We start from the raw sequence: 25,390 nt of genomic DNA on the forward strand, positions 1-25,390 counted from the left end.
GCATGTTGAACTGGAGTTTTAATCGTAGTCTCGTAACGGCGGATGCTTCAGATCCGGGCGGACCTTCCATGAACAACATGCCCATCATTCCCGTGCCGGCCCCGCCGCGCAAATCCAAGATTGCGCTGGCGCTGGGTGGCGGCGCTGCCCGCGGCTGGGCCCATATCGGCGTGCTCAGGGCACTCGAAGAGGAAGGCATCGAGATCGGCATGATCGCGGGCACCTCAATCGGCGCCCTCGTCGGCGGCTGTTATCTGGCAGGCAAACTGGATGAGCTGGAAGCCTTCGCCCGCTCGCTCACCATGCGCCGCATTGCCAGCCTGCTTGATTTCACCATTCGCGGCTCTGGCCTGTTCGGCGGCATGCGGCTCACCAAACGCATGCAGGAGCATCTTGAAAATCTGTCGATCGAGGATCTGGACCGTCCCTTCGTCGCTGTAGCAACGGAAGTCAACAGCGGCCACGAAGTCTGGATCAATGGCGGCTCGCTGATCACGGCACTGCGCGCGTCCTATGCCTTGCCCGGCATCTTCGAGCCGATCAAGTGCAACAACCGTACCCTGGTCGATGGCGCGTTGGTCAATCCGGTGCCGGTCTCGGTCTGCCGCGCGCATGAGGAACCGCTCGTCGTCGCTGTTAATCTCAACTACGACCTTTACGGCCGCTCTGCCGTCATCAAGCACAGCGCGAGCCCGCAGAAGATCGACGAAAATCGGCAGGAAAACAGCGCCGCGCGCCTCGGCCTCACCGGCGTCATGGTGCAGTCATTCAACATCATCCAGGACCGCATTTCCCGCGCCCGTCTCGCAGGAGATCCGCCGGACCTGGCGCTGCATCCGAAACTATCGGATATCGGCCTGTCCGAATTTCACCGCGCCGGCGAGTCGATCGACCGCGGTTATCTCGAAGCCAAGGCGCGGATTTCCGAAATCAAGCGTATGCAGGAAGTGGTGATGGTCGCGCGCTAAGAACAACTCATCTTTGAAGACACGGCGGGCGGGACGATCAAAGATCGTTCCGCCCGAAACCGTTCAATATGAATGTCAGCTGGCGATGTAAGCCTTGATGGCGTCGGCTTCGTGCTTAATCGCGCGGATGTGGGACTTCACCACGTCGCCGATCGAGATGATACCGACGAGCCGTCCGTCCTTCTCCACTGGAATATGTCGTGCACGCAGCTTGCTCATCCGTTCCATGAGTTCGTCGACGGTCTCGGTTTCGCCGCAACGATAAACGTTGCCCCACATGATGGAGGAAATGGGCTTGTCCATGCAGTCCGCACCGTTGCGCGCAACCGCCGCCACGATGTCGCGCTCGGTCACGATGCCGGCGATACGGTCGTTACGATCAACGACCACAATGGCACCGATATGGTTTTCATGGAGATAGACGGCTGCCTGCCTGACAGTGAGCTGCGGGCCGCCGGTGACAACGTTGCGGCCTTTTTCGTCCAGTATCGTCTTTACATACATGCGTACCTCCCGTGTGCATCATGACGCAGAGAGGCGGGACACCCATGCAGGGATGCCCTGCCTGTACCAGGAACATCCTTTCCTCCTTGGATGTTCCCCGTTCCGGTGTGCATGTGCGAACCGGAACAAAAACATGGTGCGCCACGAAGGAGGCGATTGCAAGACCGCTAATGGACTATCGTTAATCCCGGCGGGTTTCAGCCGTGGCGACGTCGAACAACGGGAAAAAGAAGAAGCCGAAGAGGAAGCCGCCGATATGCGCCTCCCAGGCAACAGCACCGCCTGCGACGGAGCCGAAGATTTGGCCGAAGCCGATCAGGAAGTTGGTGAGAAACCAGATTCCGGAAAACACCAGCACCGAGCGGTTGGAGAGCGCTTCCGCGACCGTCAGACGCCGGTTGAGATGGGCGAACTGCCGGCTGATGCGACCGCTCGGCGAAAAGACGAAACGGGCGGCTGCCCCCATTAGGCCGGAGACGACACCGGACGCACCGACGACGAGAATCATTGCACCCCAGTGCAGCGCCGTGTGAAACGTGACGGCGGCGATCGCCGACAGGCACCAGAAGATGAAGAAACGCGTGAGCCCGATTCGCCGAACGACGGGCGCCCCGAAGGCGACCATCCAGAAAGCGTTGAAAATCAGGTGTTCCCAGCTGCCATGCAGCAGCGAATAGGTAATCGGGCTCCACAGCCAGCCGAGATCCTGTTCCGCGAAGGGAATCGTATAGCGGCCTGGGATGAAGGCGAACTGCAGGAGGACGTTTTCATCGGTCACCGACAACAGGAAGTAGGTGCGCACGACATGGATGACGATCAGCAACGCCAGCATGAACACCAGCCCGCCGGGCAGGTTGAACGCGGGCTCCCGCTTACGGGTATCCGCGCCATCACGCTGCATCTCTACGCCGTCACTGCTCATGGTTGATCCACCAAATTCACAAAATACGAATCGCGCTTATACAGTCAAAAGAAAGGCCGTGCAGCTCTCGCTGACGGCCGGTGGCCCCAATCCCCGGGGCTGAAATCGAATGTGCAGTAAACCATTCCCTTGTGGAGGAATGTCCCGATCTTTGGCCAAAGCCGTCCGGCTGCGCAATCGAAACCAATTGTTAACCTTAATATAGAGGTGGCACGAAACTCGCACCGCTCTTCCTGAATGCCCCTTTCGCCCGCATTGGCGTGCCGAAACGGTGCAGAATCGAATGGATATGAGCATGCAGACGAAAGCCGTAACGGCGCTTTACGATTATTGGACGAACAAGCGTGGCGAACGCCCTCTTCCCCTGCGCAGCGTAATCGAGCCTGCGGACATAGCCGCCATCCTGCCCGACGTCTTCATCCTTGAGCATATCAGGTTTGCCGATCCACGCTTTCGCCTCGCCGGCACGCGTTTCTGCGCCCAATTCGGCCGCGAGCTGAAAGGCACAACCTTCGACATGCTTTTCGCGCCCGACCAGCGAAACCGGGTCGCGCGCATTGCGGAAAACGTCATGGCGCATGGTGCGCCCGCCATTCTGCAGGTCCAGCTCGTCGACGGCGCGCTGGAAACGACCAACGCCGAGATCGTCCTTCTGCCGCTCGCTTCAAAGGCCCGCGTGGCGGACCGCATTATCGGTGCCTTTGCCCCCCTGCCCGGCCAGCGCCCACCGCTCTCCGCTTTCCGCTACGCCACGCTCGGCTCCCTCTCTGTGATCGATGCAAGCCGCGCGCATGAGGCCACCGGCAATCGGCCGGCGATCCCCATGCCGGCGTCGATCATGGCGATGCGTCCGCCCGCGTTCGGCCAGACGGTCAGCCGGGTCCTGCACCTGCGGATATTCGAGGGCGGGCGGCAGACTGAAGATCTGCGCGAGCGCTAAGGCTTTTGCAACTTGCGGCAAGTAAAAATTGCCGGAGCGTAAGGTCCCCTTCACTTTTCAAGGGCGCGGCAAACCTTCTGTTAACCGCGAAAGCTTAAGACTTGGAAAGACATAAGATCATCAGGCCCGCGCGAACATGTATTCATTTCAGCAAGCATCGCCCGCCGCCCGCAAACCGCAGCCCGACCAGCGGAGCTTCCAGCGTGTTTCGGTGAACCTGCCTGGCCGGCTGATGCTGCCCAATCACGATGAATACGACTGCTCCGTAATAGACATGTCGCCGGGTGACGCCAACTTCGTCTGCTCCGCCCGCCCGCGCATCGGCGAGCGCATCATCGCCTATGTCGATCATCTGGGCCGAATCGAAGGTAATGTCGCTGCCCTCAACGACGAAGGCTTCGCGATCACCCTCACGGCCACGGACCGCAAGCGCGAAAAGCTCGCGGCGCAGCTGACCTGGATTGCCAACAAGCACGAACTCGGCCTGCCGGAAGATCGCCGTCACAACCGTCTGACGCCGCGCAACACGCGCACCGAGATCACCCTCGACGACGGCCGGCGCTATCCCTGCCGTATCATCGACCTTTCACTCTCGGGCGCCGCCGTCGATATCGACGTGCGCCCGGCGCTCGGCACGCCCGTCCAGCTCGGCAACATGAAGGGCCGCGTCGTGCGCCACTTCCAGGAAGGCGTGGCCATCGAATTCTCGTCGGTCCAGTCCAAGGAAGCGCTGACCTCGTTCCTGTAGCATTTCGGCACGGCGCAAAACGTCGGACTGTGTCACAAGGGCCCTGCGGGGCCCTTTGCTGTTTCAGCCTGGCACACCGACATTCCGCAAAATATTTCGAATCTTTTTTTGTCCGCCAAAAGCGTTCCGAAGCAACGCAACTGGCCGAACAGCCTATTCCGAGACCCTTCCGCTATCGATGAAACCGTCGAATGAAGGCGGAACTTCTGCACGAATGGCGGTGCCTTCGCACAAATCGCAATCGACATATCGGCAATAGCGATAAGAAATCAATTGGTTACGTTTGGCTCACTGATCGCCAGCCCGACAAATTTGATTCAGATTTTAGTCAAAAACGCATCAAATACCGTTCAAATTCAATTCAAGTTTTGTTTTTATTTTATACTTATGCGATCTAGATTTGAACTAATTTATACTTCCGAATTTCGCGTAAGATCAAAAAGTCCGTGTCATTGTCCCATCATCAAACGGGGACAGAACAATGACAAAAACACTCAGGACAGGGGCATTCGCGTTTCTCTTCTCTCTGGCCGCCGTGCAGGCCGCCATGGCTCTGCCGGCCAACATTCCGCTCGCCGGCGCCACCAACCAGCCGATCGGCCACTATGAATTCTGCAAGCAATATGCCGATGAATGCCGCTCGAACGGCAAGGATACCGGCCCGCTCGTCCTGACGCAGGAAAACTGGAAGACCATCCTCAACGTCAACTATTCGGCCAACACCGACGTACAGCCGATGACCGACATGGAGATTTACGGCGTCGAGGAAAAATGGGCCTATCCGGATGCGGTGGGCGACTGCGAAGACTATGTGCTGCTCAAGCGCAAGCGGCTGATCGAATCCGGCATCTCGCCCTCGAACCTGCTGATCACGGTCGTGCTCCAGCCGAATGGCGAAGGCCATGCCGTGCTGACCGTGCGCACCGATCGCGGCGACTTCGTGCTCGACAACATGCGCAACAAGGTCCTGCTCTGGTCCGAAACCGAATACCGCTACCTGAAGCGCCAGTCCTCGGCCAATGCCGGCAAATGGGTCAAGCTTCAGGACGGCCGTGCCGACGCCGTCGGTAGCGTCAAGTAACAAGGCTGACGCCGACCCGGCGCCGCATAACGAAATCGCCTGGCCACCCGCCGGGTAAGAAAAGGGCCCGGTCAGTCCCCCAATCCCCGTCCCGACCATGGCCCTGCGGCCGGTTCTGCTGTCCCGGAACCGGCCGCCCCCCCTTTTCGATCCTTTCAACCTTTGTGCATTCATTTAAAATTAACCACGTTCGCGGAACTTCGCCTCAAGAGATTCAGGCACGCCTGAGTCCCGATTTTCTCTCGGTGGACGAGGAGCGCGATGACCATTGCGACGACAGGTGACGACGGCCACGCGCCGCTCCTATCCACCCGCCTGCTGACACGGATGACCATTGGTGTCGCCGTCCTCGCAGGCCTCACCATCGGCATCAGCATTACCGGCCGCATGCTCGGAGAGCGCATCGCACTGGCCGGCCACACGGAGAATGCGGATCCCGTCGACATCGTGATCGGCCAAGACCAGATTCGCCTTCCCGCCAACGTTATCCGCTTCGAAGAGCAACGCCGGACGGGTCTCGCGGAGCGCGTTGATCTCTATCTCACCTGGCCGGAAATGCAGGGCTACTCCAACACCGAACGCAGTCGGTTCAATGATGCCAACCGCCCGGAAAGCCTGCTTTTTTTAAGCCTTTCGCAAAGCACCATGTCGAAGGACATGTCCGGTCGGCTGGAGCCGATCTACAGCCACCTCTTCGACGGCCACACGGAGCTCGGCCCCGCCGCCCTCACCTTGCGCCATCTCAAGGACAATTCCGGCTACGGCAACGAAGTGTTCTTCACCGGCACGCTGCCCGACGGTTCGGACTATGCGGTGCGCTGCATGATGCCGGCAGAGGACGCGCCATCGACCAGCGCGGATTGCCAGCGCGACATCCACATCGGCAGCGACCTTTCCGTGCTTTACCGCTTTTCGAGCAGACTTTTGCCGCAGTGGCAGGCCATGGAAGCACGCGTTCGCGAATATCTCGGCCAGTCCCTCATCCGGAACGGCCGCCCGCTCGCCGTCAACAGCGGCCGATAAAATAATGGCGATCTCAGAAACCAATGATTCATCATAAACCGATTGGTAACGCTGTTTCGCTAGTGTGCTGCCAACGGTCGTTCTGGACCTCCCATCCGAACACCATCTGCAATCCGAGAATGAAGAGTAACGTAGTGTCCCGTTCCGTATTCCTCGATTTCCTTCCCCGCTCCTGTCAGGCAGTTGCCACCGTGGCGCAAGGTCTGGTGATGGTTGGAATGGTCAGTACCGTCGCCTTTGCGGCGCCCGCGGAAGCCTCCCCGAAATATGCCGGCATCGTCATCGACGCCAAGACCGGCAAGGTGCTCTACAGCGAGGATGCCGACGAACTGCGCTATCCGGCGTCGCTCACCAAGATGATGACGCTGTATCTGACCTTCGAGGCGCTCGAAGCCGGCAAGATCCGCCTCGATACCCGCGTGCCCTTCTCGAAGAACGCCTCAAGCGAACCGCCGACCAAGCTGGGCGTGCGCCCGGGCAACTCGATCACCGTCGAACAGGCCATGCTCGGCCTCATCACCCGTTCGGCGAACGACGCCTCTACGGCGCTTGCCGAAATGCTCGGCGGCTCGGAAGAGCGCTTTGCCCGCATGATGACGCAGAAGGCCCGTGCGCTCGGCATGACGCGCACCACCTATCGCAACGCCAACGGCTTGCCGAACACGGCACAGGTCACGACCGCCCGTGACCAGGCCCGCCTCGGCATCGCGCTGCGCCAGCACTTTCCGCAATATTACGATTATTTCTCGGTTCGCAGCTTCCGCTTCGGCAAGCAGGTCATCAACGGCCACAACCGCCTGCTTGGCAGCGTGCGCGGCGTCGACGGCATCAAGACCGGCTATACCCGCGCCTCCGGCTACAATCTCGTGACCTCGGCCGTGGCCGATGGCCGCAGCGTCGTCGGTGTCGTGCTCGGCGGCCGTTCGGGCGGTGCCCGCGACCAGCAGATGCGCAAGCTGATTGCCGCCTATATGCCGAAGGCCTCGCGCCGCGGCGGAGGCGACTTGATCGCCGAAACCAAGGATGCGCCGACGCTGACGGCGGATGTTGCAACCGAAACGGTCACCGCGTCGGCAAGCGGCACGCTCAGCAATCGCGGCATGGAACTGCCGGAAAACGGCCCCGTTCCGACCTACCGCTACAACGAAGCCCGCATCGAAACTGCCTATGCCGCGACATCGGGCGAAAACGAGATCGTCGGCAAGCGGGCGCTCGCCGCGACGCTCAAGCTGCAGCGTGAAAGCGCCGTCCCGGCAGAAGACCTGACAGAACAGGGCGACACTGGCGGCTCGCTCGACAAGCTGACCACGTCTTCGACCACCACCGCCACCATGGCCTCGGAATCCACGCCCTCGGGCTGGGTCATCCAGATCGGCGCGACGCCGGACAAGGGCCAGGCGCAGGAACTGCTCTCCAAAGCGAAAAACTCCGGCGGCAAGGCACTGTCCAGCGCAACGCCCTTCACGGTTGCCGTCAACAGCGGCAGCGGTTCGCTTTATCGCGCCCGCTTCGGCGGCTTCGACAACCAGAACGGCGCGACGGCAGCGTGCAAGGTCCTGAAGCGCAAGGGCTTTGCCTGCTGGGCCAGCCAGCAGTAACGAGTTTCGACCGCGCCTGGCGGCGCGGTCCCCGAACTACCGTCTTCAACCCGCAACGGCATCGGCCAGGTATTGCGTACCGATGGCTGCGGGGAAAGACAGGCGGATGCCGCATGTAGCGGCTCTGTCACCCTCGGTTAGGTATTGCGTACGAGGCAGATCATGGCGATGAACGAAAACCTTTTCGATGTTCCCGCAGCGCGCGACGAAAAACGCCGCCCGCTGAAGGGCACGCTCCACCCGCTGCACGAAGCAGCGATGCGGATCGCGGATATCGGATTGGGTCGTTCGCGCAACAAGACGAAGGATCTCGTGGGCATGCTTTTGGCCCACGGCGCCCGCGCCTGGCGCTCTGGCCAGCCGGCCGCCGGGATCCATTTGCATGTCGGCGTCAGCGAACGGCGCTATCCGGTGCGCATGCGCATCCGCTGATTTTCACCCTTTAGAGAAGGCCGAGTTCGGCGAGTTCGCGCCGAAGCTCCATCGGCAGATCGGCCAACCCCTCACCCATATTCTTGAGATCGCGCGGGGCGTCGTCCTCGGTGAGGTAGCGCCAGCCTTGGAAGGCACGGCGCGGCTGAAATTCGGTTTCGATGACTTCCGGCCCGAGCATCAGTTCGCAGCGGGAAATACCGTCGACATCCGTAAAGCTCTTCAGACCGAGCAGCCGCTGGCGGGCTTGTACCTGCCCCTTGATTACCCAATAGAGCGAACCGCCGTCGAGCAGTTCCTGATCGCGTTTCGGAACCATCCGGGTGATGTGGCTGGAATGCGGCTCCATGCCCGCCGCAATCGCGATGAGCGAGCGTTCGGACACCCATTCACGCAGATCTTCGATACTGTCGGCGCCGACACAGAGTTTGATGAGATGGAGGGCCATGGTTCTTTGAACGCCCTTGCGGCGGCCGGGTCAAGAGGCCGCCGCGTCGCACTCCACAAGGAACAGGTGGACGATCAGCACTCCACCACATTGACGGCGAGGCCGCCGGTGGAGGTTTCCTTGTACTTCTCGTTCATGTCGACACCGGTCTGGCGCATCGTCTCGATGCAGGCGTCAAGCGGCACGAAGTGCTGGCCATCGCCCTTCAGTGACAGCGAGGCCGCCGTCACCGCCTTGACGGCGCCCAGCGCGTTGCGCTCGATGCACGGCACCTGCACAAGGCCGGCGATGGGATCGCAGGTCATGCCGAGATGGTGCTCCAGCGCGATTTCCGCGGCATTCTCCACCTGTTCCGGCGTGCCGCCCATGACAGCCGCAAGGCCGGCGGCGGCCATGGCGGAGGCGGAACCCACCTCGCCCTGACAGCCGACCTCGGCGCCTGATATCGAGGCATTGTGCTTGATGATGCCGCCGACGGCGGCCGCCGTCAGCAGGTAGTCGCGAATACCTTCCTGATCGGCATCCTCGTGGAAATGCAGGTAGTAGCGGATCGTGGCGGGCACGACACCGGCCGCCCCGTTGGTCGGAGAAGTCACAACGCGGCCGCCGGCGGCGTTCTCCTCGTTGACAGCCATGGCATAGACGGACAGCCAGTCATTGGCGAGCAGCGGGTTCGCCTTGTTGGAACGCCATTCCTCCTGCAGTTTGTCGTGGATCGAGCGGGCGCGGCGGCGCACCTTGAGGCCGCCAGGCATGATACCCTCGTTCTTCAGGCCGCGGTCGATACAGCTCTTCATGGCGCCCCAGATGCGGTCCAGCCCGGCATCCAACTCCTCGCGCGACATGGTCGCTTCCTCGTTGGCGCGCTTCATCTGGGCAATCGTCATACCCGAGCGTTCGGCCATTTCCAGCATTTGCTTGGCGGAGGCGAAGGGGAACGGCACCTTCGCGCCGCCGGCCTTCGCCTTGCTGGCGCGCATCTGCTCCAATTCGGTGTCGGTCACGACGAAGCCGCCACCCACGGAATAGTAGATCCGCTTCAGGAGGAGACGGTCGTCACGGTCATAGGCAGAAAAGGTCATGCCATTGGCATGGCCGGGCAGCGGGTTCTTCTTGTCGAAGATCAGGTCGGTCTTCGGCTGGAAGGCATAGCTTGGATGGACCGGCGGTGTGATGCGGCCGGTGCGCTCGACCTCGCCCACGATCGCATCCATCTGGTCCGGATCGACCATATCCGGCCGCTCGCCCATCAGGCCTAGAATGACGGCGCGGTCGGAACCATGGCCGACGCCGGTATAGGCGAGCGAGCCGTGCAGGCTCATGCGGATACCGGCGACATGGGCATTCGACGGGCGGGGCCAGTCGTCGGAGAGGATCAGGTCAAGAAAGCGGTTTGCCGCCGACATCGGCCCCATCGTGTGGGAGCTCGACGGCCCAATACCGATCTTGAAGACATCAAAAACCGAAAGGAACATTCCCTGACTTCTCCTCGCCGCAGCCGGCTCATGCTTTGACCGATGAAGCTACGTTATCATGGCGCGCACTCTTGGCGATCTCCCGACATCGGGTTTTACCAGTGCGACATGCCGAAAACAAAAACAGCGCGTCTCGGTGAAGAGCGCGCTGTTCATGTAGGGACTTGGGCCTGAAATTTTCAGATGCCGCCGAAGAGATAGGCGATGACCAGAATGGCGCCAAAACCGAGGACTGCACGGGCGGTAACGCCCCAGCAGGATTTCTGAACGGTGCTTTCCATGATTTCCCCGAATGGAAGTGTCGTGCGAGCCGCCGATATCAGCGCCGCATGGGGCTCTGTTTAATGAAGAATTTATGAAACCGCAATCGCGAAAAATGGCGAAACCAAGGCGTCGTCGGCATGGGAGCCCCGCGCTCAATGCATGACGTGTCGAAGAATCAGAGAGTTGGGCGCGTCGGGCATCCTTTTGCCGTTCCCACGCCGCGCCTTCGTTTTGTCCTAGATCTGAACGTCGTGCGAAGGCGCCATCCCGCGGCTTGCAAAATACCGAATCCGTGGCACAAGACGTCTCATGAACACCCCTGATCTCATCGCGCTCGCCCTCTTCCTCGTCCTGTGGGCCGGCTATTCCTGGATCACGGACCGGGCAAAACTGTTCGACCGGGTGAGCCTCACGCGCGCCATGAGCTCGCAGCGCGCGGTCTGGATCCGCAACGCCATGCACCGCGACCTGCGCATGATCGATACGCAGATCATGGCCGGACTGCAGAACGGAACGGCCTTCTTCGCTTCGACATCGCTGCTGGCGCTCGGCAGCTGTTTTGCGCTGCTCGGGGCGACAGAACAGGTTTTTGCAATCTTCAGCGACTTGCCCTACGTCTTCCATGGCAGCCGCGCCGGCTTCGAAATGAAGGTCGGTGGCCTCGCCATCATCTTCGGCTACGCCTTCTTCAAATTCGGCTGGTCCTACCGGCTGTTCAATTATTGCACGATCCTGCTCGGCGCCATGCCGATGAGCGGTGACATTCACAAGGACCCCGCCGGTGCGGATCTCGCGGCCGACAAGGTGATCCGCATGAACATCCTGGCCGCAAAGCACTTCAACAAGGGCCTGCGCGCGATCTTCTTATCGATCGGCTATCTCGGCTGGTTCGTCAGCCCGTTCCTGTTCATCGCCACGACCATCGGCATCATCATCGTGCTCGTGCGCCGTCAGTTCTATTCTGAAGCCCGCCTCGCCGTGCTCGAGCGCCTCGACTGACCTCTCCCAACGACCCTGGCCACCTTTCGGCCATCCGCCCGGCGCAAGCTTGGCGTGACACATTCCTATGGACCAAAGCAATGCGGCGACCCCGAAACATGACGACGACGGTGATTGACGGCAATGGGACAGTGGACGGGGAGCAAACGCGCCGGCTTCCACGCATCCCGCTGATCGACCAGTTGCGCGGCGTGGCCCTGATCGCCATGGCGATCTACCATTTCACCTGGGACCTCGGCTTCTTCGGCTATATCGAACCGGAAACGGCAACGACCGGCGGATGGCGTATCTTTGCCCGGGTGATCGCCGGCAGCTTCCTGTTTCTCGTCGGTTTCAGCCTGGTGCTCGGCCAACGCAAGGGGTTTCAGGCAAGGCCGTTCTTCACCCGGCTTGCCAAGATCGGCGGCGCGGCGCTCCTCATCACCATCGCCACCTGGTTCGCCTTCCGCGAGACGTTCATCTTCTTCGGCATCCTGCACGCCATTGCTGCCGCAAGCGTGATCGGCCTTGTCTTCCTGCGCCTGCCGATTGCCGTCACGCTGCTCGCGGCCGCGGCTGCGGTCGCAGCACCGCTCTATCTGCGGTCACCGCTCTTCGATCATCCCGCACTCTGGTGGGTCGGGCTTTCGGTCAACATTCCGCGCTCGAACGATTATGTGCCGCTCCTGCCGTGGATCGCACCGGTTCTCCTGGGCATCGTCCTCGCCAGGCTTTTCGTGGCGAGCGCGCTTCCCGAACGGCTTGCCGGTCTTGGCGGACGAACGAATGTCCGGTGGAAAACCCTGCTGGAGGCCGCAGGCCGCCACAGTCTCGCCATCTATCTTATCCATCAGCCGGTGCTGATCGCGCTGGTATATGCCTTCTCTCTGGTCATGCCGGCGCCAGCACCCGATCCGGCCGTCGGCTACATCAAAAGCTGCATGCGCGCTTGCGAGCCCGAACGCGGCGCCGGCTTCTGCCAGAGCTTTTGCAGTTGCACGCTGACCGGATTGCAGGAGCAGAACCTGTTCGCCGATCTCAATCGCGGCGCGATCGATGTCACGACGGACGAGCGGATAGCCGCGATCTCCTCGCAATGTACGGCTAAAGCAGAGACGGGAACCGACCTTAAGGAGTAGGGATCATGAATGCCTATCGCATGAAGCCACTCGCCTTCCCCTGGCCACCGCTGATCTACGGCGCAGCACTTGCGGTCGCCTTCCTGCTTCAGGCCTATTTCCCGCTCGCGGCATCCGAAACCGACAGCCTGATCGCCACCGTCGCCGGCAGCGTGCTGATCCTCACGGCGATCGTGCTGGATGTTTGGGCGATGCGCACGCTCCTGGATTGCCACACGACCATCCTGCCGAACCGCTGCTCCACCTGTCTGGTCACGTCAGGCCCCTATCGGTTTACCCGTAACCCGATCTATCTGGGCTATACGCTGGCGACCGCCGGCATCGGCCTCGTGATGCTCAATCCTTGGTGCCTGGTGACGGCGATCGTCGCCTCCGGCCTGACCAGCATCGTCGCTATCAAACGGGAGGAGCTTCACCTGCTCTCGCGCTTCGGCATCGATTTCGAGCGTTACTGCAACGGCACGACCCGCTGGATCTGAGAACGTCTATGGCGCCGGATTTCTTATCCAACGCCAAACGCTACATTCAAAATCGGATTTATCAGGTACCGACGCCGATTTCGGCGAGACGGGTCAAACAGGCCTCCTCGACATTGTCGAGTTCAGCCAGCGTCTCCTCGATATCCCGGCGCTTCTGACGCAGCTCTTCGCGCTTCTCGCTGACCTTCGTCATCAGCATTTCGAGTTGCCCCACTTCACCCGGTGGATCCTTGTAGACGCGGATGATGTCGCGGATCTCGGCAATGGTGAACCCGATGCGCCGGCCGCGCAGGATTTCCAGGATCAGGCGGCGGTCTGCCGGACGGAAAAGACGCGTACGACCGCGGCGCTCGGGATTGATGAGCCCCTCATCCTCGTAGAAGCGCAAGGTACGGGTGGAAACCCCGAATTCACGCGTCAGCTCGGTTATGGTATAAAACTTGTCCACGCCTGCTCCGATCATTTCTGAGCGGGCATTTTATTGACTTTTACGTATAAGTCAATTTTCCGGCTTGAGTTGCGCTAGCGAACAGCGAACCACCACGTGGCAAGCCCCAGAAACGCGAAGAAACCGACGATATCGGTAACCGCAGTGACGAAAACACTGGAGGATACGGCCGGGTCCGCTCCTGCCTTGTCGAGCAGGATAGGGATCGTGATACCGGCCAAAGCAGCCGCGCACATGTTGATGAGCATGGCGGTCGCGATGACGCCGCCGATATTGACGTCGTGAAACCAGAACCCTGCGACGGCTCCGATCATTACACCGAACGCCATGCCATGCAGCAGACCGACACCCGCTTCACGTCGCACGACGCGCCACGCATTGTGGATGTCGAGGTCACGCGTTGCGAGTGCACGCACCGTCACGGTCATGGTCTGCGATCCGGCATTGCCACCCATGCCGGCGACAATCGGCATGAGAACCGCAAGCGCCACGATCTCCTCGATCGTCGTCTCGAAAAGGGAGATGACCGACGCTGCGATAAAGGCAGTCAAGAGATTGACGAGAAGCCAAGGTGCGCGCGAGCGCACGGTCTCGATGGTCGTATCCGACAGCTCTTCGTCGCCCACGCCACCGAGGCGCATCAAGTCTTCTTCAGCCTCTTCCTGGATGACGTCGACCACGTCGTCGATGGTCAGCACCCCGACGAGGCGGCCGTTCTCGTCGACAACGGCAGCAGAGAGAAGGTCGTATTGCTCGAAGAGCTGGGCGGCCTCCTCCTGGTCCATGTCGGCCGGGATCGGATGATTGGTGTCGCGCATGACCGTTTCGATCTTCGTGCCCCGCGCCGTGCGCAGGATACGGTCGAGATCGACAACGCCGAGCAGGCGGAAAGTCGGATCGATGACAAAGATTTGTGAAAAGCTATCCGGCAGGTCGGCATCCTCGCGCAGATAGTCGATCGTCTGACCGATCGTCCAGAACGGCGGCACGGCGACGAATTCCGTCTGCATACGACGGCCGGCGGTGCTTTCGGGATAATCGAGCGAGCGGCGCAGGCGGATCCGTTCGGTGAACGGCAGCTTGGAGAGGATTTCCTCCCGATCTTCCTGATCGAGGTCTTCCAGAATATAGACGGCGTCGTCCGAATCCATCTCGCCGATGGCCGCCGCGATCTGCTCGTTCGGCAGATGCTCGACGATATCGAGGCGGATCGCCTCGTCAACTTCGGTGAGCGCCGCAAGGTCGAAATCGGCGCCGAGCAGTGAGACAAGCTGGCGGCGCTGCTCGGGCTGGATCGCCTCGAGGAGGTCGCCCATTTCCGATTCGTGTAGCCGCGCAACATGACGACGCAGGAACAGGAGGTCGCGGTCGGCAATCGCCGCCCCGACATGCATGAGGAAATCCGAGCGGATCGAACCGTCCTCGGCATAGATGTCCTCACCGTCGACGGTACTGTGTTCTAAGGTTGCGCCCTGCTGCTCGATGCGGTCGTCGTCGCCGGTGTTGTCCATCGGGCCGCTCCTTGCGTCGGGATCGTCCCGCAGGGCCACGTCGGCGGCGCGGAGACGACAGGGATTTCAGTGCAGGGTTCCTAGCAGGCGCCAGAAAACGGGTGCCTCACGCCATCGTGCTAACCCAAAGCGCCCGCCCGGTCCATCGTCGAAAGCGGCAAAAGCCGGCGCGGCGAAACTTTTTCGCAAGCTGTTGCAACACCATGCAAATCGAAGGTTTTGATACACCTGGAAAAGGTCAGCATTTTCCCTCCGCCGCAAACAGGCTAGGAAGGGAAAAATCGACGATCGGAGAAACCATGGCCCTCCTGCCCATCGTGCGCTATCCTGACCAGCGCCTGCGCCAGCCCTGCAAGCCAATCGAGACATTCGACACACAGCTGGCCGCCCTTGCGGATGATCTCGCCGCCACCATGCGCGCCGCCCCTGGCATCGGCATCACTTTGGCTCATGTCGGCATTCTCGAACGGCTGACGGTGATCGAACTCGACGGTCCCGGCTCGCTCGGGGTCTATGTAAATCCCGTCATCGAATGGGTCTCGCCGGAGATGCGGCGCCACACGGAAGGCAGTGTCTCGATGCCCGGCGTCACCGACGAGGTGGAGCGCCCTGCCCGCATTCGCCTAAATTATCAGGATCTTTCCGGCGCGACAAAGACAGAGGAAGCCGACGGCCTGCTCTCCGTCTGCCTGCAGCACGAAATCGACCAGCTCGACGGTATCTTCTGGATCGACCGGCTCTCACGGCTGAAGCGCGAGCGCATCATCAAGAAATACGGCAAACTCAAAGGCTGATTCGCGCAAGCCTTTCAGAACACAGCAGAATCACCGGGGAAAAAATCTCCGTGAAGCCGGAACAAACGGAATCGTCCCGCATTTCTGAGCGCGAATGCAAGGGACAATACCGATGAAAATCATATCCTGGGAAAAGACTTTGGGCATCGTGCTGCCGGGCGCTGCACGCCCTCGCTTCGTCCGCGACGTGGCGACCGCCATGCATCTGCTCGCCGAACTCTGGCCGGTCACCTACGGCCGCGCCTATCAACGCGCACTCGCCTTCTGCGCCCGCGCGCTGGAAGGCCGAATGAGCGCAGCCCGCGCCCGGCTCGCTTTTATTGCGGCGGCGCGCGAAGCCCGCGTAGAAGTCGTCGCTTGATGGGCAGGAAAGTGCACAAACAAAAAGACCCGCCGAAAGGCGGGTCTTTTTTGGTGCGGTCGAGAAGACTCGAACTTCCACGGGTTGCCCCACAGCGACCTCAACGCTGCGCGTCTACCAATTCCGCCACGACCGCATCGTGGTAGGCGTTGCCTTGCGGCGACGGAGGTGCATGTAGCAAAAGCATTTGGGGGGTGCAAGGCCGATAAGAAAGAAAAATGACGGAAAGCGAAACAATTTCAACAGTCCCTGCACGAATGCCCTGAAACCCCTGAAATCCTTGCATGATCGCGCCTATATCTGGCACAAGAAATCCGAAAGGACGGCCATCATGCAGCGTCAGGACATCTCCACATCCCTTCTCGCCATCGACGGCTCGCCGCCGGTGCGATGGCGCATCGCGCAGGACCTTGTTTCTTATGACGAGGCGGTCAAAACCATGGAAAACGAAGCGGCGGCGATCGCCAATGGCGAGGCCGACGAGCTGGTCTGGCTGGTAGAACATCCGCCGCTTTACACCGCCGGCACGAGTGCGGTGCCAACCGACCTCGTCGCGCCGGATCGCTTCCCGGTGTTTTCCACAGGCCGCGGCGGTGAATACACCTATCATGGCCCCGGCCAGCGGGTCGTCTATGTCATGCTGGATCTGAAACGCCGCCGGCAGGACGTGCGTGCCTTCGTGGCGGCGCTCGAAGCCGTGGTGATCGATGTGCTCGATTCCATGAATGTGCGCGGCGAACGGCGCGAGGACCGCGTCGGCGTGTGGGTGCGCCGGCCGGATCGGCCGCCACTGCCGGACGGCTCGCCGGCCGAGGACAAGATCGCGGCGATCGGCATTCGCCTGCGCCGCTGGGTGAGTTTTCATGGTTTCTCGCTCAACGTCGATCCAGACCTTGAGCATTTTTCGGGCATCGTGCCCTGCGGCATTCGCGACTATGGCGTGACCAGCCTCGTCGATCTCGGTTTGCCGGTCATGATGAGCGATGTGGATATGCGCATCCGCGATTCATTCGAACGGGTCTTTGGTCCGACGACTCCGGATGCCGACTGTCAGCCCAGAAGCCTGTCGCAGGCATAGACGATCGCATAGCCGTGCAGCACCAGCGCGGAATAAAGGCCGAAGCCGGCGAGCAGTCGCTGCGGCGCCGTCATCGGATCGAGCGCTGCGCGCGGCTTGACACTGCCGGCGCCGAGAAGGCTAAGCACGGTGAAGATGGCGAGCCCTGCGATCAGCATCTGCGTTGGCAGGCCGACGCGCCAGCCGACCCAAAGGATCGAGAGCGTGACCAGAAAACTCGCGATCAGCAGACTGATGCGGGTTGAAAACACCTGCCGCAGCACCTGACCACCGTCGAAGCGGTGCATGGGCAGCAGGTTCAGCAGGTTGAACGCCCCGAGAATGAGCAAAAAGACCAGCAGACTCGGACCCATCGCGGTAGCGTCATAAAGCGCAATCAGCGGCGATACGAGGAAGGCCGACATGCCGGCCCCCATCAGCGCACAGACTGCAACCTCGAAATGCGAGTTGTAGGGTCTGCCGCCGACGGCGATGCCGCCGAGCAACGGCACGAAGATCATGCGCACCCGCCCATGGCCGAAGGCACGATACGCGGCCATGTGGCCGAGTTCGTGCAGCACGATGACGACCGTCAACATGGTGGACAGCAGCAGGCCTTGGATGTTGAGCCCGAAGAACGGCCAGAGCAGCAGCGTGGACAGCACGGCAAGACCCGCCTGCGTCCACCCGCTCTCGAGGACGCCACTCATGTCCCCCTTGCCCGTTGCCAGCCATTGGTCGAGCGCCTTCATTTCGCGGCGCAGCTGGATATAGCGGAAAAGCAGGAAGGCGACGCCACGATAGCGATCGGTCTGTTCGACGGTGAGCGCCGTGCCGCCCGGCACGGGGCGTAGGAACCGCCGCTCGACATAGTTTTTCCAGAAAGAGGCATCAAGCGCGCTATCATCGACCACCCGCGTCTCGCAAGCAAGATTGTCCGCGTCCTGCGCTTCGTGGACCTCGAGCGTGCGCGTGATCGGGACGCCATGGCGATCGGGATGAGAGAGTGTCTGGCGGACGCGGTCGCCAGAAAGCTTTTCGGTGGAGACGACCGACGGATGCCAATCCGCTTCCTCGCCGAGCGGGCTTACAAGGGCAGCGATGCGGCTGGGCGGAGCCTTGAAGACGCGGGTCAGGTGCAACGTACGGCGCCCGACGGGCGCGGCGATAAGGAGCCAGATCAGGCCGAGATTGATCGCCACCAGCAGGAACATCGAAAGCGATGTCGACATGTCGTCCTTCCCGGTCTTCATGACAGGAAGCACGAGGCTACCGGCAACCTCCTAACAAAAGTTAAGAATCGTAGATCGGCCTCTTCACATTTAACCGAAATCGTCAGTCGAAGGCGGCCGTCGCCGTCAGCTTGCGGACCTTGTGTTCGCGCCAGATGATAAAGAGACCCGAAGCGACGATGATCGCGATGCCGAGCCATTTCGACGGGGTCGGGAAATCGCCGAAGATGGCATAGCCAAGCACGGTGGCCGAGATGATTTCGAAATACTGGAACGGCGCAAGCAGCGAGAGCGGCGCCATGCGGAACGCGCGAACCACCAGCATATGCGCATAACCCGAAAGTGCGCCGAGGATGATGAGCAGAACGAGTGTGAAGAAGGACGGCGGCAACGAGGGTGCGAAATCGGCGATGTCGGCCGCGTCTCCGAAGAACAGCGCGAAGCCCATGAGGATTGTACCGCCGAAGCCGGCAATGGTTTGCATGGTCAGCGGTGAATCGGCATCACCGATGGCGCGGTTCATGAAGAGATAGATAGAATAGAGGAAAGCGCAGGCGACAGGCAGCAATGCCGTCCAGCCGAAGAGAACGAAGCTAGGCTGGATGACGATAAGCGCTCCGCCGAAACCGACCATAATGGCCAGCCAACGCCGCCAGCCGACCTTGTCGCCGAGGAAGGCGGCAGACATCGCAGTGAGGATGAAGGGTTCGACGAAATAGATCGCAAAAACATCTGCAAGCGGCATGTATTTGACGGCCGCGAAGAACAGCAGGCTCGCGGCGCCGTGGATCGCACCACGCAAAAGGTTGAGCCAAGGGCGCTTCGGCCGCAACGTTTCGGCGCCGGCAGCCGTGAAGATCAAGGGAACCGTGCAGAGCACCTGAAAGAAGAAACGGTAGAACGTCACCTGCCCCGGCGACATGCCGACGAAGTTCGCCATATATTTCGCAATCGCATCCATGCACGGCAGGAGCAGCATGGCGATAGCCATCAAAGCAACGCCCTGCATCGTGCTTCCGCTAGTACTATCGCTTGCGCTGGGCAAGGCTTTCATTGGGCTTCTCCTTCGTTCGCCTCCTGCATAGCCCTTTTGCGCCCGCTGGCAATGCTGGAAATCAGTCCTGTACGGGCGGCGCAGCGCGGCGCATTTGAGGTAGCAACGGGTACCGGCTTGCCTGTAGACTGGCGCCAATAAGAAATGGAGGCCGCGATGACCTTTCCCGGCGAGAGCAACACCATCCCCTTCCCATCCGGCCGCGCCGACGGCGATACGCTCGGCGGGCGCATCTGGCGTGCCCGCGATGCGCTCGGCCTGGAACTCTCTGATCTCGCCTCCCGGCTCGGCCTTCCCGAAGAGACCGTGAGCGGCTGGGAACGCGACCATGCCGAGCCCGATACAAAGGCGCTGTTCATGCTTGCCGGTGTGCTCTCTGTGTCGCCATCATGGTTGATTGCGGGCATCGGTGAGGCTCCAGCCGACCCATCCGGTGACGAGTATCTCCACCCGCTTTTGCGGCAGCTCCGCGAGATTCACCAGCTGCATGACCAGACAGGCAAGGCGATCGCCGCGCTGGAGGCAGAGGTCGCCAAATTGATCAAAACAGATCAAAACTGATTTTTTCCACGTCACGTACTTGAGACGCCGGACCGGCTCTGCAATGGTCCGGCCAACACAGAATCCGTATAGGGAGACAAACATGGACGTACGCGCCGCCGTTGCCGTTCAGGCTGGAAAACCGCTTGAAATCATGACCGTACAGTTGGAAGGCCCGCGCGCCGGAGAGGTGTTGGTCGAGGTGAAGGCGACTGGTATATGCCACACCGACGACTTCACGCTCTCGGGCGCCGACCCGGAAGGCCTTTTCCCAGCTATTCTCGGCCATGAGGGCGCCGGCATCGTCGTCGATGTCGGCCCTGGCGTCACCTCCGTAAAGAAGGGCGACCACGTCATTCCGCTCTACACACCGGAATGCCGCGAATGTTATTCCTGCACCAGCCGCAAGACCAATCTCTGCACCTCGATCCGCGCCACCCAGGGCCAGGGCCTGATGCCCGACGGCACCTCGCGCTTCTCGATCGGCAAGGACAAGATCCACCATTACATGGGCTGCTCGACCTTCTCGAACTTCACCGTGCTGCCGGAGATCGCGCTCGCCAAGATCAACCCCGACGCGCCCTTCGACAAGGTCTGCTACATCGGCTGCGGCGTGACGACCGGCATCGGTGCCGTCATCAACACGGCCAAGGTCGAGATCGGCTCGACGGCGATCGTCTTCGGCCTCGGCGGCATCGGCCTCAACGTGCTGCAGGGTCTGCGTCTCGCCGGCGCTGACATGATCATCGGTGTCGATATCAACCCCGACCGCAAGGCATGGGGCGAGAAATTCGGCATGACGCATTTCGTCAATCCAAAGGAAGTGGGCGACGACATCGTGCCCTATCTCGTCAACATGACGAAGCGCGGCAACGACCTGATCGGCGGCGCAGACTACACGTTCGACTGCACGGGCAACACCAAGGTGATGCGCCAGGCACTGGAAAGCTCGCATCGCGGCTGGGGCAAGTCTGTCATCATCGGCGTTGCCGGGGCGGGCCAGGAAATCTCGACGCGTCCGTTCCAGCTGGTAACCGGCCGCAACTGGATGGGCACGGCCTTTGGCGGCGCGCGCGGCCGCACGGATGTTCCGAAGATCGTCGACTGGTACATGGATGGCAAAATCCAGATCGACCCAATGATCACGCATACGATGCCGCTGGAAGACATCAACCACGGTTTCGAGCTCATGCACAAGGGTGAATCGATCCGCGGCGTGGTCATCTATTGAGCACGCAGACGCCCTACAGCATCGATGTGCGGAGGATGGAAACATTCTCCGCCGTCGAGCTTTATGCATTGCTGACCTTGCGTGTTTCGGTCTTCGTGGTCGAGCAGGCCTGCGCCTATCCGGAACTGGACGGCAAGGATGTCGACGCACTGCATCTGCGGCTTTTGATCGACGGCGATACTGCCGCCTATGCCCGGCTGCTGCCGCCGGAAGAAGGCAGCGCACCCCGTATCGGCCGCGTGCTCGTCGCCCCCGGCCATCGCGGCAAGGGGCTGGGGGAAACGATTATGCGCGAGGCCATCCGCGCCTGCGAAACCCATTTCCCCGGCGCAGCGATCGAGCTCTCGGCGCAGAGCTACCTGGAGTGCTTCTACAAGGCGCTCGGCTTCACACCGATCTCGGAGGAATATGTCGAGGACGGCATTCCGCATATCGACATGGTGCGGGCCGCCGGGACCAAGTGAGCATCGGCTGACCATCACCGACGTCAGGCATATGGTTTTGCTCGCCGAAAACCTCTAGACCTCCACGGGACTGCGGAGAGAACCCTTCTGAGACCTCGATGACTGACACGCCTCCAATCCTCTATGTCGACGCGGATGCCTGCCCGGTGAAGCCGGAGATCCTCAAGGTCGCGGAACGCCATGCGCTGCCGGTCACCTTCGTTGCCAATTCGGGCCTGCGGCCCTCGCGCGATCCGATGGTGAAGAACGTCATCGTTTCGGGCGCGTTCGATGCGGCGGACAACTGGATCGCCGACAATGTGATCGAGGGCGATATCGTGGTCACGGCGGATGTGCCGCTGGCCGTGCGCTGCGTCGCCAAAGGCGCGCATGTGACCGGGCCGACCGGGCGGCTGTTCGACCAGGCGAATATCGGCATGGCGAGCGCCATGCGCGATCTCGGTGCGCATCTGCGTGAGACCGGCGAAAGCAAAGGCTACAATGCCGCCTTCTCGCCGCGTGACCGTTCTGCCTTCCTGGAAACGCTCGACCGGCTCTGCCGCCGGGCGAAAAGCGCGCGGGCCGGCGCATGACGAAAGCGCCGGGTCGCAAGGTCTATGGCCGGCATGTGCCCTTCTATGCGGGGATCGGCGCGGCTGTGCTTCTCGGCCTTCCCGCCCTCTGGCTGAAGCCGGATTTCGCCATCGACATCGGGGCAATCGCCTTCTTCCTCAGCTACCTCGCGCTGACGGCGGTGCGGCTGCCGCATCTCACGGCCGGTTATCTCGAACATTATGCGACGGATGCCGACGAGCCGGTGGCGATCATCTTCGCCGTCACTTTTCTTGCTGCCGCCGTCGCGACCGGCTCGCTCTTCGTCGTGCTGAACGAGCCCCAAGCCTCGGGCCTTGAATTCGTGCTTGCCTTCGCCTCGGTGGCGCTCGGCTGGCTGACCATCCACACCATGGCCGCCCTGCACTATGCCCATCTCTACTGGCGCCCCGGCAGCACGGAAGAGAGCGAAGATGCCGGCCGCAGCCTCGATTTTCCAGGCAAGGCTCCGCCCGGCGTCTATGATTTTCTCTATTTCGCCTTCGTGATCGGCATGACGGCGCAGACCTCAGACGTCGCGATCACCTCCACGGCGATGCGCAAGGTTAATCTGCTGCACGCGATCGCGTCCTTCTTCTTCAACACGGTGCTGGTTGCCGCCGCGGTCAATGCGGCGGTGTCGCTGGCGACCTGAAAACCATCGGAGTTTTTGATGAAAGTTCTTTCCCAGAACACCGCCTTCGGCGGCATGCAGGGTGTCTTCGCCCATGAGTCCGAGGCCTGCAAGACCGAGATGACCTTCGCCGTCTTCGTGCCGCCGCAGGCGATCAAGGAGCCGCGCCCGGTGCTCTGGTATCTCTCCGGCCTCACCTGCACCCATGCCAATGTCATGGAAAAGGGCGAGTACCGGCGCATGGCCGCCGAACTCGGCCTGATCATCGTCTGCCCGGACACCAGCCCGCGCGGCAATGATGTGCCGGACGAGCTGACCAACTGGCAGATGGGCAAGGGCGCGGGCTTCTATCTCGATGCCACGGAAGCGCCCTGGGCCGAGCACTACCAGATGTACAGCTACGTCACCGAGGAGCTGCCGAACTTCCTGCGCCAGCATTTCCGCATGGATATGGACCGCCAGGGCATTTTCGGCCATTCGATGGGCGGCCATGGCGCGATGACCATCGCGCTGAAGCACCCGGACCGTTTCAAGAGCTGCTCGGCCTTCGCGCCGATCGTCGCGCCTTCCAGCGCCGACTGGTCCATCCCGGCCTTCGAAAAATATCTCGGCGCCGACAAGGCGGCCTGGCGCGAATACGATGCCTGCGCGCTCGTCGAGGACGGCGCCCGCTTCCCGGAATTCCTGATCGACCAGGGCAAGGCCGACGGCTTCCTGGACAATGGCCTGCGTCCCTGGCTGTTCGAGGACGCGATCAAGGATACGGACATCAAGCTGACGCTGCGCATGCACGAGCGCTACGATCATTCCTACTACTTCATCTCGACCTTCATGGACGAGCACCTGAAGTGGCATGCCGAACGCCTAGGTGTTTAAAAATGCAATGCTATGGCGGGGGCGCATGGCTGACATGCCGCCCCTACCCTTGCCCTTGTGCTCCTCTTGGGCAATAGTCCCACCCGGTAGACGGCTACCGCCGGGGCAATCCCGGTCACGATCGCGGGGACGGCCTCGCTCCCTTGAAACGGAGTAGGCAAATGCCCTGGATTCTTCTCACCCTCGCAGGTCTCTTTGAAATCGGCTGGGCCATCGGTCTGAAATACACCGACGGCTTTACTAAGCTGGTTCCCACCGTCCTCACCGCCGGCTCCATGGTCGTCAGCATCGTGCTTCTCGGTCTTGCCGTGAAAACGCTGCCCATGGGCACGGCCTATGCGATCTGGACCGGTATCGGCACGGTCGGCACGGTCATTCTCGGCATCGTGCTCTTCGCCGAACCGGTCACCGCGATGCGCATCGGCTGCATCGCCCTCATCGTGGCCGGCATTTTGGGCCTGAAGTTCGTCGCCTAACGTCTACGGCTGTTGTCGAGGGCAAAAGCCCCCGGCCCAGCCGCCGTCAAGTAGAGGAAGACGAAGCAGAACAGGATCGCGGCATCACCGCGATTGTTGACCGGAAAGAAGCTCTGCGGCGCATGCGCCATGAAATAGGCGACAGCCATGAAGCCGCAGAGCACGAAGGCCACCGGCCTCGTGAAGAGCCCGATCAAAAGCAAGATCCCGCCGACCACTTCCAGCACGCCCGCAACGCCGATAATGTTCATCAGGTCGCCGAACGGCTGTTCGGCCGGCGGGAAATTGAAGAATTTCTGCGTGCCGTGCTCGATGAGGAGCAGCGCGGACATGACGCGCAAGGCGGCAAGCACCTGCGGCTGGTAGGCGGACAAGCGGTCAAACATGGCAGGCACTCCCTTCCGTTTCACCCGGAAGGCAATGGTATCATGGTTTTTGTGGAGATTTTCCAGACAGGTCGCTGACGACGTGCAAGATCAGTCGCAGCTGATCGACTGGGTCACGACGCAGGGGGCAATCTTGCCGGTCGATCCCTCGGCGAGCGCACGCGAGCGCACAGTCAGGGCCGCCTCGGTCGGAATGACCAGCGGGCGGTTGTCCCGCCGCGACTGCGTCGTCACGCTTTGGCGTGCCGCCGGTTTGCGCTTGCCGCCGGCATATTTGCGGCCCTTGGAAGGACGCTTGCCCTCATTGAGCTTGCCGGTCGCGACCGGCGAGAGGTGGTAAGCGATCGCCACACGTTTGGCGATCGCATCGCCGAGTGCCGCGTCTCGGCCCTTGCTGGAGGGCATGAAGCTGTTGACGGTCAGCGTATCGCGCGCGGAAACGCCGCCCTTCAGGTCGGAAAGCGTGATCGTGACCTTTGCCGAACTCGCCCCGTTCGCCGATTGCGTCACGCCGGTCACGCGCACCTCCATCGATGCGCGATCAAGCGCGACCGCACGACGCGTCGCCTTAGCGGCACGCTTCAGATAGGCATCGGTGCGCTTGAGAACCACGGACGGCACGTTGCCGTCGCCACTCACCACGACCTTGCGGATATCGCGAACGGGAAAACCCTCGGCATTGGCACTGAAGGGCACGGAAAGAGCGAGGCAGACGGAAAGAGCGGCGCGGAGAAGGAACTGCATGGGACTCGGTACG

At 61.4% G+C, this 25,390-nt stretch carries 30 protein-coding genes and 1 tRNA gene; 20 read left to right on the forward strand and 11 right to left on the reverse strand.

What is annotated here, in order from left to right:
* Nucleotides 1–2 precede the first annotated feature (2 nt).
* The gene (locus tag D0Y60_RS00190) at nt 3–968 is read left to right on the forward strand and encodes a patatin-like phospholipase family protein (protein ID WP_117366131.1); all 966 of its coding nucleotides are present in this window, start codon (nt 3–5) and stop codon (nt 966–968) included.
* Nucleotides 969–1,043: 75 nt separating this feature from the next.
* On the opposite strand, the gene D0Y60_RS00195 is transcribed toward D0Y60_RS00190, so the two are convergent.
* Both D0Y60_RS00195 and D0Y60_RS00200 read right to left on the reverse strand, forming a co-directional pair.
* The gene (locus D0Y60_RS00195) at nt 1,044–1,472 is read right to left on the reverse strand and encodes a CBS domain-containing protein (RefSeq protein ID WP_117366132.1); all 429 of its coding nucleotides are present in this window, start codon (nt 1,470–1,472) and stop codon (nt 1,044–1,046) included.
* Nucleotides 1,473–1,653: 181 nt separating this feature from the next.
* A complete protein-coding gene (locus tag D0Y60_RS00200) occupies nt 1,654–2,394 on the reverse strand; it encodes a rhomboid family intramembrane serine protease (protein ID WP_117366133.1) in 741 nt (246 codons plus the stop codon).
* Nucleotides 2,395–2,689: 295 nt separating this feature from the next.
* Here D0Y60_RS00200 and D0Y60_RS00205 point away from each other — a divergent pair, with 295 nt between their 5' ends.
* The 6 genes from D0Y60_RS00205 to D0Y60_RS00230 all read left to right on the forward strand — a co-directional run bounded on the left by D0Y60_RS00205 (nt 2,690) and on the right by D0Y60_RS00230 (nt 8,216).
* Nucleotides 2,690–3,334 (forward strand): PAS domain-containing protein, encoded by a 645-nt coding sequence (locus D0Y60_RS00205; RefSeq protein ID WP_158565349.1) that lies wholly within the window; start codon nt 2,690–2,692, stop codon nt 3,332–3,334.
* Nucleotides 3,335–3,470: 136 nt separating this feature from the next.
* Nucleotides 3,471–4,082, forward strand: a complete 612-nt coding sequence (locus D0Y60_RS00210) for a PilZ domain-containing protein (protein ID WP_117366135.1) — start codon at nt 3,471–3,473, stop codon at nt 4,080–4,082.
* Nucleotides 4,083–4,563: 481 nt separating this feature from the next.
* The gene (locus D0Y60_RS00215; RefSeq protein ID WP_117366136.1) at nt 4,564–5,163 is read left to right on the forward strand and encodes a transglutaminase-like cysteine peptidase; all 600 of its coding nucleotides are present in this window, start codon (nt 4,564–4,566) and stop codon (nt 5,161–5,163) included.
* A 261-nt stretch (nt 5,164–5,424) separates the two neighbouring features.
* On the forward strand, nt 5,425–6,186 hold the full coding sequence (locus D0Y60_RS00220) for a hypothetical protein (protein WP_117366137.1): 762 nt from the start codon (nt 5,425–5,427) through the stop codon (nt 6,184–6,186).
* 119 nt (nt 6,187–6,305) lie between these two features.
* Nucleotides 6,306–7,784, forward strand: coding sequence for a D-alanyl-D-alanine carboxypeptidase (locus tag D0Y60_RS00225; protein WP_117366138.1), 1,479 nt, complete (start codon nt 6,306–6,308; stop codon nt 7,782–7,784).
* Between the two features lie 162 nt (nt 7,785–7,946).
* Entirely contained in the window at nt 7,947–8,216 is a 270-nt protein-coding gene (locus D0Y60_RS00230; protein ID WP_117366139.1) for a hypothetical protein, read from the forward strand.
* A gap of 10 nt (nt 8,217–8,226) precedes the next feature.
* On the opposite strand, the gene D0Y60_RS00235 is transcribed toward D0Y60_RS00230, so the two are convergent.
* Together D0Y60_RS00235 and D0Y60_RS00240 are read right to left on the reverse strand one after the other, a co-directional pair.
* Nucleotides 8,227–8,664 (reverse strand): DUF1489 family protein, encoded by a 438-nt coding sequence (locus D0Y60_RS00235; protein WP_117366140.1) that lies wholly within the window; start codon nt 8,662–8,664, stop codon nt 8,227–8,229.
* Nucleotides 8,665–8,738: 74 nt separating this feature from the next.
* Entirely contained in the window at nt 8,739–10,139 is a 1,401-nt protein-coding gene (locus D0Y60_RS00240) for an L-serine ammonia-lyase (protein WP_117366141.1), read from the reverse strand.
* A gap of 573 nt (nt 10,140–10,712) precedes the next feature.
* Here D0Y60_RS00240 and D0Y60_RS00245 point away from each other — a divergent pair.
* From D0Y60_RS00245 to D0Y60_RS00255, 3 genes are all read left to right on the forward strand, one after another.
* Nucleotides 10,713–11,402 carry a DUF599 family protein gene (locus tag D0Y60_RS00245; RefSeq protein WP_117366142.1) on the forward strand — a complete coding sequence of 230 codons (690 nt, stop codon included), beginning with the start codon at nt 10,713–10,715 and terminating at the stop codon, nt 11,400–11,402.
* A gap of 98 nt (nt 11,403–11,500) precedes the next feature.
* Nucleotides 11,501–12,520: a DUF1624 domain-containing protein gene (locus D0Y60_RS00250; protein WP_117366143.1), complete on the forward strand. Its 1,020-nt coding sequence runs from the start codon at nt 11,501–11,503 to the stop codon at nt 12,518–12,520.
* A gap of 5 nt (nt 12,521–12,525) precedes the next feature.
* Nucleotides 12,526–12,999, forward strand: coding sequence for an isoprenylcysteine carboxylmethyltransferase family protein (locus D0Y60_RS00255; protein ID WP_117366144.1), 474 nt, complete (start codon nt 12,526–12,528; stop codon nt 12,997–12,999).
* A gap of 61 nt (nt 13,000–13,060) precedes the next feature.
* Here the strand turns inward: D0Y60_RS00255 and D0Y60_RS00260 are convergent, their stop codons facing one another.
* A complete protein-coding gene (locus D0Y60_RS00260; RefSeq protein ID WP_117366965.1) occupies nt 13,061–13,447 on the reverse strand; it encodes a MerR family DNA-binding transcriptional regulator in 387 nt (128 codons plus the stop codon).
* A gap of 74 nt (nt 13,448–13,521) precedes the next feature.
* On the reverse strand, nt 13,522–14,958 hold the full coding sequence (mgtE, locus tag D0Y60_RS00265) for a magnesium transporter (RefSeq protein ID WP_117366145.1): 1,437 nt from the start codon (nt 14,956–14,958) through the stop codon (nt 13,522–13,524).
* 299 nt (nt 14,959–15,257) lie between these two features.
* Here mgtE and D0Y60_RS00270 point away from each other — a divergent pair, with 299 nt between their 5' ends.
* Together D0Y60_RS00270 and D0Y60_RS00275 are read left to right on the forward strand one after the other, a co-directional pair.
* Nucleotides 15,258–15,752, forward strand: coding sequence for a peptide deformylase (locus D0Y60_RS00270; RefSeq protein WP_117366146.1), 495 nt, complete (start codon nt 15,258–15,260; stop codon nt 15,750–15,752).
* A gap of 112 nt (nt 15,753–15,864) precedes the next feature.
* Complete coding sequence (locus tag D0Y60_RS00275; protein WP_158565351.1) at nt 15,865–16,113, forward strand: DUF982 domain-containing protein; 249 nt, start codon at nt 15,865–15,867, stop codon at nt 16,111–16,113.
* A gap of 51 nt (nt 16,114–16,164) precedes the next feature.
* On the opposite strand, the gene D0Y60_RS00280 is transcribed toward D0Y60_RS00275, so the two are convergent.
* Nucleotides 16,165–16,249: transfer RNA gene (locus tag D0Y60_RS00280), tRNA-Leu, on the reverse strand.
* 195 nt (nt 16,250–16,444) lie between these two features.
* On the opposite strand from D0Y60_RS00280, the gene lipB reads away from it, so the two are divergent.
* Nucleotides 16,445–17,191 (forward strand): lipoyl(octanoyl) transferase LipB, encoded by a 747-nt coding sequence (gene lipB / locus D0Y60_RS00285; RefSeq protein ID WP_117366967.1) that lies wholly within the window; start codon nt 16,445–16,447, stop codon nt 17,189–17,191.
* Here the strand turns inward: lipB and D0Y60_RS00290 are convergent.
* Nucleotides 17,164–18,402, reverse strand: coding sequence for a hypothetical protein (locus tag D0Y60_RS00290; RefSeq protein ID WP_117366969.1), 1,239 nt, complete (start codon nt 18,400–18,402; stop codon nt 17,164–17,166). The genes lipB and D0Y60_RS00290 overlap by 28 nt on opposite strands.
* Nucleotides 18,403–18,505: 103 nt before the next feature.
* Nucleotides 18,506–19,411 carry a DMT family transporter gene (locus D0Y60_RS00295; RefSeq protein ID WP_245409047.1) on the reverse strand — a complete coding sequence of 302 codons (906 nt, stop codon included), beginning with the start codon at nt 19,409–19,411 and terminating at the stop codon, nt 18,506–18,508.
* A 201-nt stretch (nt 19,412–19,612) separates the two neighbouring features.
* On the opposite strand from D0Y60_RS00295, the gene D0Y60_RS00300 reads away from it, so the two are divergent.
* The 7 genes from D0Y60_RS00300 (at nt 19,613) to sugE (ending at nt 24,247) form a co-directional block, all read left to right on the forward strand.
* The gene (locus D0Y60_RS00300) at nt 19,613–20,017 is read left to right on the forward strand and encodes a helix-turn-helix domain-containing protein (RefSeq protein WP_117366148.1); all 405 of its coding nucleotides are present in this window, start codon (nt 19,613–19,615) and stop codon (nt 20,015–20,017) included.
* An 82-nt stretch (nt 20,018–20,099) separates the two neighbouring features.
* Nucleotides 20,100–21,227, forward strand: a complete 1,128-nt coding sequence (locus D0Y60_RS00305; protein WP_117366149.1) for an S-(hydroxymethyl)glutathione dehydrogenase/class III alcohol dehydrogenase — start codon at nt 20,100–20,102, stop codon at nt 21,225–21,227.
* Nucleotides 21,224–21,691, forward strand: coding sequence for a GNAT family N-acetyltransferase (locus D0Y60_RS00310; protein ID WP_245409048.1), 468 nt, complete (start codon nt 21,224–21,226; stop codon nt 21,689–21,691). Before D0Y60_RS00305 ends, D0Y60_RS00310 begins: the two co-directional genes overlap by 4 nt.
* Nucleotides 21,692–21,789: 98 nt before the next feature.
* Nucleotides 21,790–22,263: a YaiI/YqxD family protein gene (locus tag D0Y60_RS00315; RefSeq protein WP_117366151.1), complete on the forward strand. Its 474-nt coding sequence runs from the start codon at nt 21,790–21,792 to the stop codon at nt 22,261–22,263.
* Entirely contained in the window at nt 22,260–22,916 is a 657-nt protein-coding gene (locus tag D0Y60_RS00320; RefSeq protein WP_117366152.1) for a DUF1345 domain-containing protein, read from the forward strand. The genes D0Y60_RS00315 and D0Y60_RS00320 overlap by 4 nt, the downstream gene beginning before the upstream one ends.
* Nucleotides 22,917–22,934: 18 nt before the next feature.
* The gene (gene fghA, locus D0Y60_RS00325; RefSeq protein WP_117366153.1) at nt 22,935–23,771 is read left to right on the forward strand and encodes an S-formylglutathione hydrolase; all 837 of its coding nucleotides are present in this window, start codon (nt 22,935–22,937) and stop codon (nt 23,769–23,771) included.
* Nucleotides 23,772–23,932: 161 nt separating this feature from the next.
* The gene (gene sugE, locus D0Y60_RS00330; protein WP_117366154.1) at nt 23,933–24,247 is read left to right on the forward strand and encodes a quaternary ammonium compound efflux SMR transporter SugE; all 315 of its coding nucleotides are present in this window, start codon (nt 23,933–23,935) and stop codon (nt 24,245–24,247) included.
* Here the strand turns inward: sugE and D0Y60_RS00335 are convergent.
* The gene (locus D0Y60_RS00335; RefSeq protein WP_117366155.1) at nt 24,244–24,633 is read right to left on the reverse strand and encodes a DoxX family protein; all 390 of its coding nucleotides are present in this window, start codon (nt 24,631–24,633) and stop codon (nt 24,244–24,246) included. The genes sugE and D0Y60_RS00335 overlap by 4 nt on opposite strands.
* Before the next feature lie 90 nt (nt 24,634–24,723).
* Complete coding sequence (locus tag D0Y60_RS00340; protein ID WP_117366156.1) at nt 24,724–25,377, reverse strand: hypothetical protein; 654 nt, start codon at nt 25,375–25,377, stop codon at nt 24,724–24,726.
* Nucleotides 25,378–25,390: the final 13 nt, after the last annotated feature.

The organism is Shinella sp. WSJ-2 (genome assembly GCF_003432075.1).
Lineage (GTDB): Bacteria > Pseudomonadota > Alphaproteobacteria > Rhizobiales > Rhizobiaceae > Shinella.

What these genes read in the sequence shown, in the direction of transcription:
- D0Y60_RS00200 (WP_117366133.1), bottom strand. Translation starts at nt 2,394, where the DNA reads ATGAGCAGTGACGGCGTAGAGATGCAGCGTGATGGCGCGGATACCCGT.
- sugE (WP_117366154.1), top strand. Translation starts at nt 23,933, where the DNA reads ATGCCCTGGATTCTTCTCACCCTCGCAGGTCTCTTTGAAATCGGCTGG.
- D0Y60_RS00190 (WP_117366131.1), top strand. Translation starts at nt 3, where the DNA reads ATGTTGAACTGGAGTTTTAATCGTAGTCTCGTAACGGCGGATGCTTCA.
- D0Y60_RS00250 (WP_117366143.1), top strand. Translation starts at nt 11,501, where the DNA reads ATGACGACGACGGTGATTGACGGCAATGGGACAGTGGACGGGGAGCAA.
- D0Y60_RS00215 (WP_117366136.1), top strand. Translation starts at nt 4,564, where the DNA reads ATGACAAAAACACTCAGGACAGGGGCATTCGCGTTTCTCTTCTCTCTG.
- mgtE (WP_117366145.1), bottom strand. Translation starts at nt 14,958, where the DNA reads ATGGACAACACCGGCGACGACGACCGCATCGAGCAGCAGGGCGCAACC.
- D0Y60_RS00305 (WP_117366149.1), top strand. Translation starts at nt 20,100, where the DNA reads ATGGACGTACGCGCCGCCGTTGCCGTTCAGGCTGGAAAACCGCTTGAA.
- D0Y60_RS00340 (WP_117366156.1), bottom strand. Translation starts at nt 25,377, where the DNA reads ATGCAGTTCCTTCTCCGCGCCGCTCTTTCCGTCTGCCTCGCTCTTTCC.
- D0Y60_RS00205 (WP_158565349.1), top strand. Translation starts at nt 2,690, where the DNA reads ATGCAGACGAAAGCCGTAACGGCGCTTTACGATTATTGGACGAACAAG.
- D0Y60_RS00290 (WP_117366969.1), bottom strand. Translation starts at nt 18,402, where the DNA reads ATGTCGACATCGCTTTCGATGTTCCTGCTGGTGGCGATCAATCTCGGC.
- D0Y60_RS00195 (WP_117366132.1), bottom strand. Translation starts at nt 1,472, where the DNA reads ATGTATGTAAAGACGATACTGGACGAAAAAGGCCGCAACGTTGTCACC.
- D0Y60_RS00230 (WP_117366139.1), top strand. Translation starts at nt 7,947, where the DNA reads ATGGCGATGAACGAAAACCTTTTCGATGTTCCCGCAGCGCGCGACGAA.
- D0Y60_RS00210 (WP_117366135.1), top strand. Translation starts at nt 3,471, where the DNA reads ATGTATTCATTTCAGCAAGCATCGCCCGCCGCCCGCAAACCGCAGCCC.
- D0Y60_RS00235 (WP_117366140.1), bottom strand. Translation starts at nt 8,664, where the DNA reads ATGGCCCTCCATCTCATCAAACTCTGTGTCGGCGCCGACAGTATCGAA.
- lipB (WP_117366967.1), top strand. Translation starts at nt 16,445, where the DNA reads ATGCAGCGTCAGGACATCTCCACATCCCTTCTCGCCATCGACGGCTCG.
- D0Y60_RS00315 (WP_117366151.1), top strand. Translation starts at nt 21,790, where the DNA reads ATGACTGACACGCCTCCAATCCTCTATGTCGACGCGGATGCCTGCCCG.
- fghA (WP_117366153.1), top strand. Translation starts at nt 22,935, where the DNA reads ATGAAAGTTCTTTCCCAGAACACCGCCTTCGGCGGCATGCAGGGTGTC.
- D0Y60_RS00320 (WP_117366152.1), top strand. Translation starts at nt 22,260, where the DNA reads ATGACGAAAGCGCCGGGTCGCAAGGTCTATGGCCGGCATGTGCCCTTC.
- D0Y60_RS00300 (WP_117366148.1), top strand. Translation starts at nt 19,613, where the DNA reads ATGACCTTTCCCGGCGAGAGCAACACCATCCCCTTCCCATCCGGCCGC.
- D0Y60_RS00335 (WP_117366155.1), bottom strand. Translation starts at nt 24,633, where the DNA reads ATGTTTGACCGCTTGTCCGCCTACCAGCCGCAGGTGCTTGCCGCCTTG.
- D0Y60_RS00270 (WP_117366146.1), top strand. Translation starts at nt 15,258, where the DNA reads ATGGCCCTCCTGCCCATCGTGCGCTATCCTGACCAGCGCCTGCGCCAG.
- D0Y60_RS00220 (WP_117366137.1), top strand. Translation starts at nt 5,425, where the DNA reads ATGACCATTGCGACGACAGGTGACGACGGCCACGCGCCGCTCCTATCC.
- D0Y60_RS00255 (WP_117366144.1), top strand. Translation starts at nt 12,526, where the DNA reads ATGAATGCCTATCGCATGAAGCCACTCGCCTTCCCCTGGCCACCGCTG.
- D0Y60_RS00275 (WP_158565351.1), top strand. Translation starts at nt 15,865, where the DNA reads ATGAAAATCATATCCTGGGAAAAGACTTTGGGCATCGTGCTGCCGGGC.
- D0Y60_RS00240 (WP_117366141.1), bottom strand. Translation starts at nt 10,139, where the DNA reads ATGTTCCTTTCGGTTTTTGATGTCTTCAAGATCGGTATTGGGCCGTCG.
- D0Y60_RS00295 (WP_245409047.1), bottom strand. Translation starts at nt 19,411, where the DNA reads ATGCAGGGCGTTGCTTTGATGGCTATCGCCATGCTGCTCCTGCCGTGC.
- D0Y60_RS00245 (WP_117366142.1), top strand. Translation starts at nt 10,713, where the DNA reads ATGAACACCCCTGATCTCATCGCGCTCGCCCTCTTCCTCGTCCTGTGG.
- D0Y60_RS00225 (WP_117366138.1), top strand. Translation starts at nt 6,306, where the DNA reads ATGAAGAGTAACGTAGTGTCCCGTTCCGTATTCCTCGATTTCCTTCCC.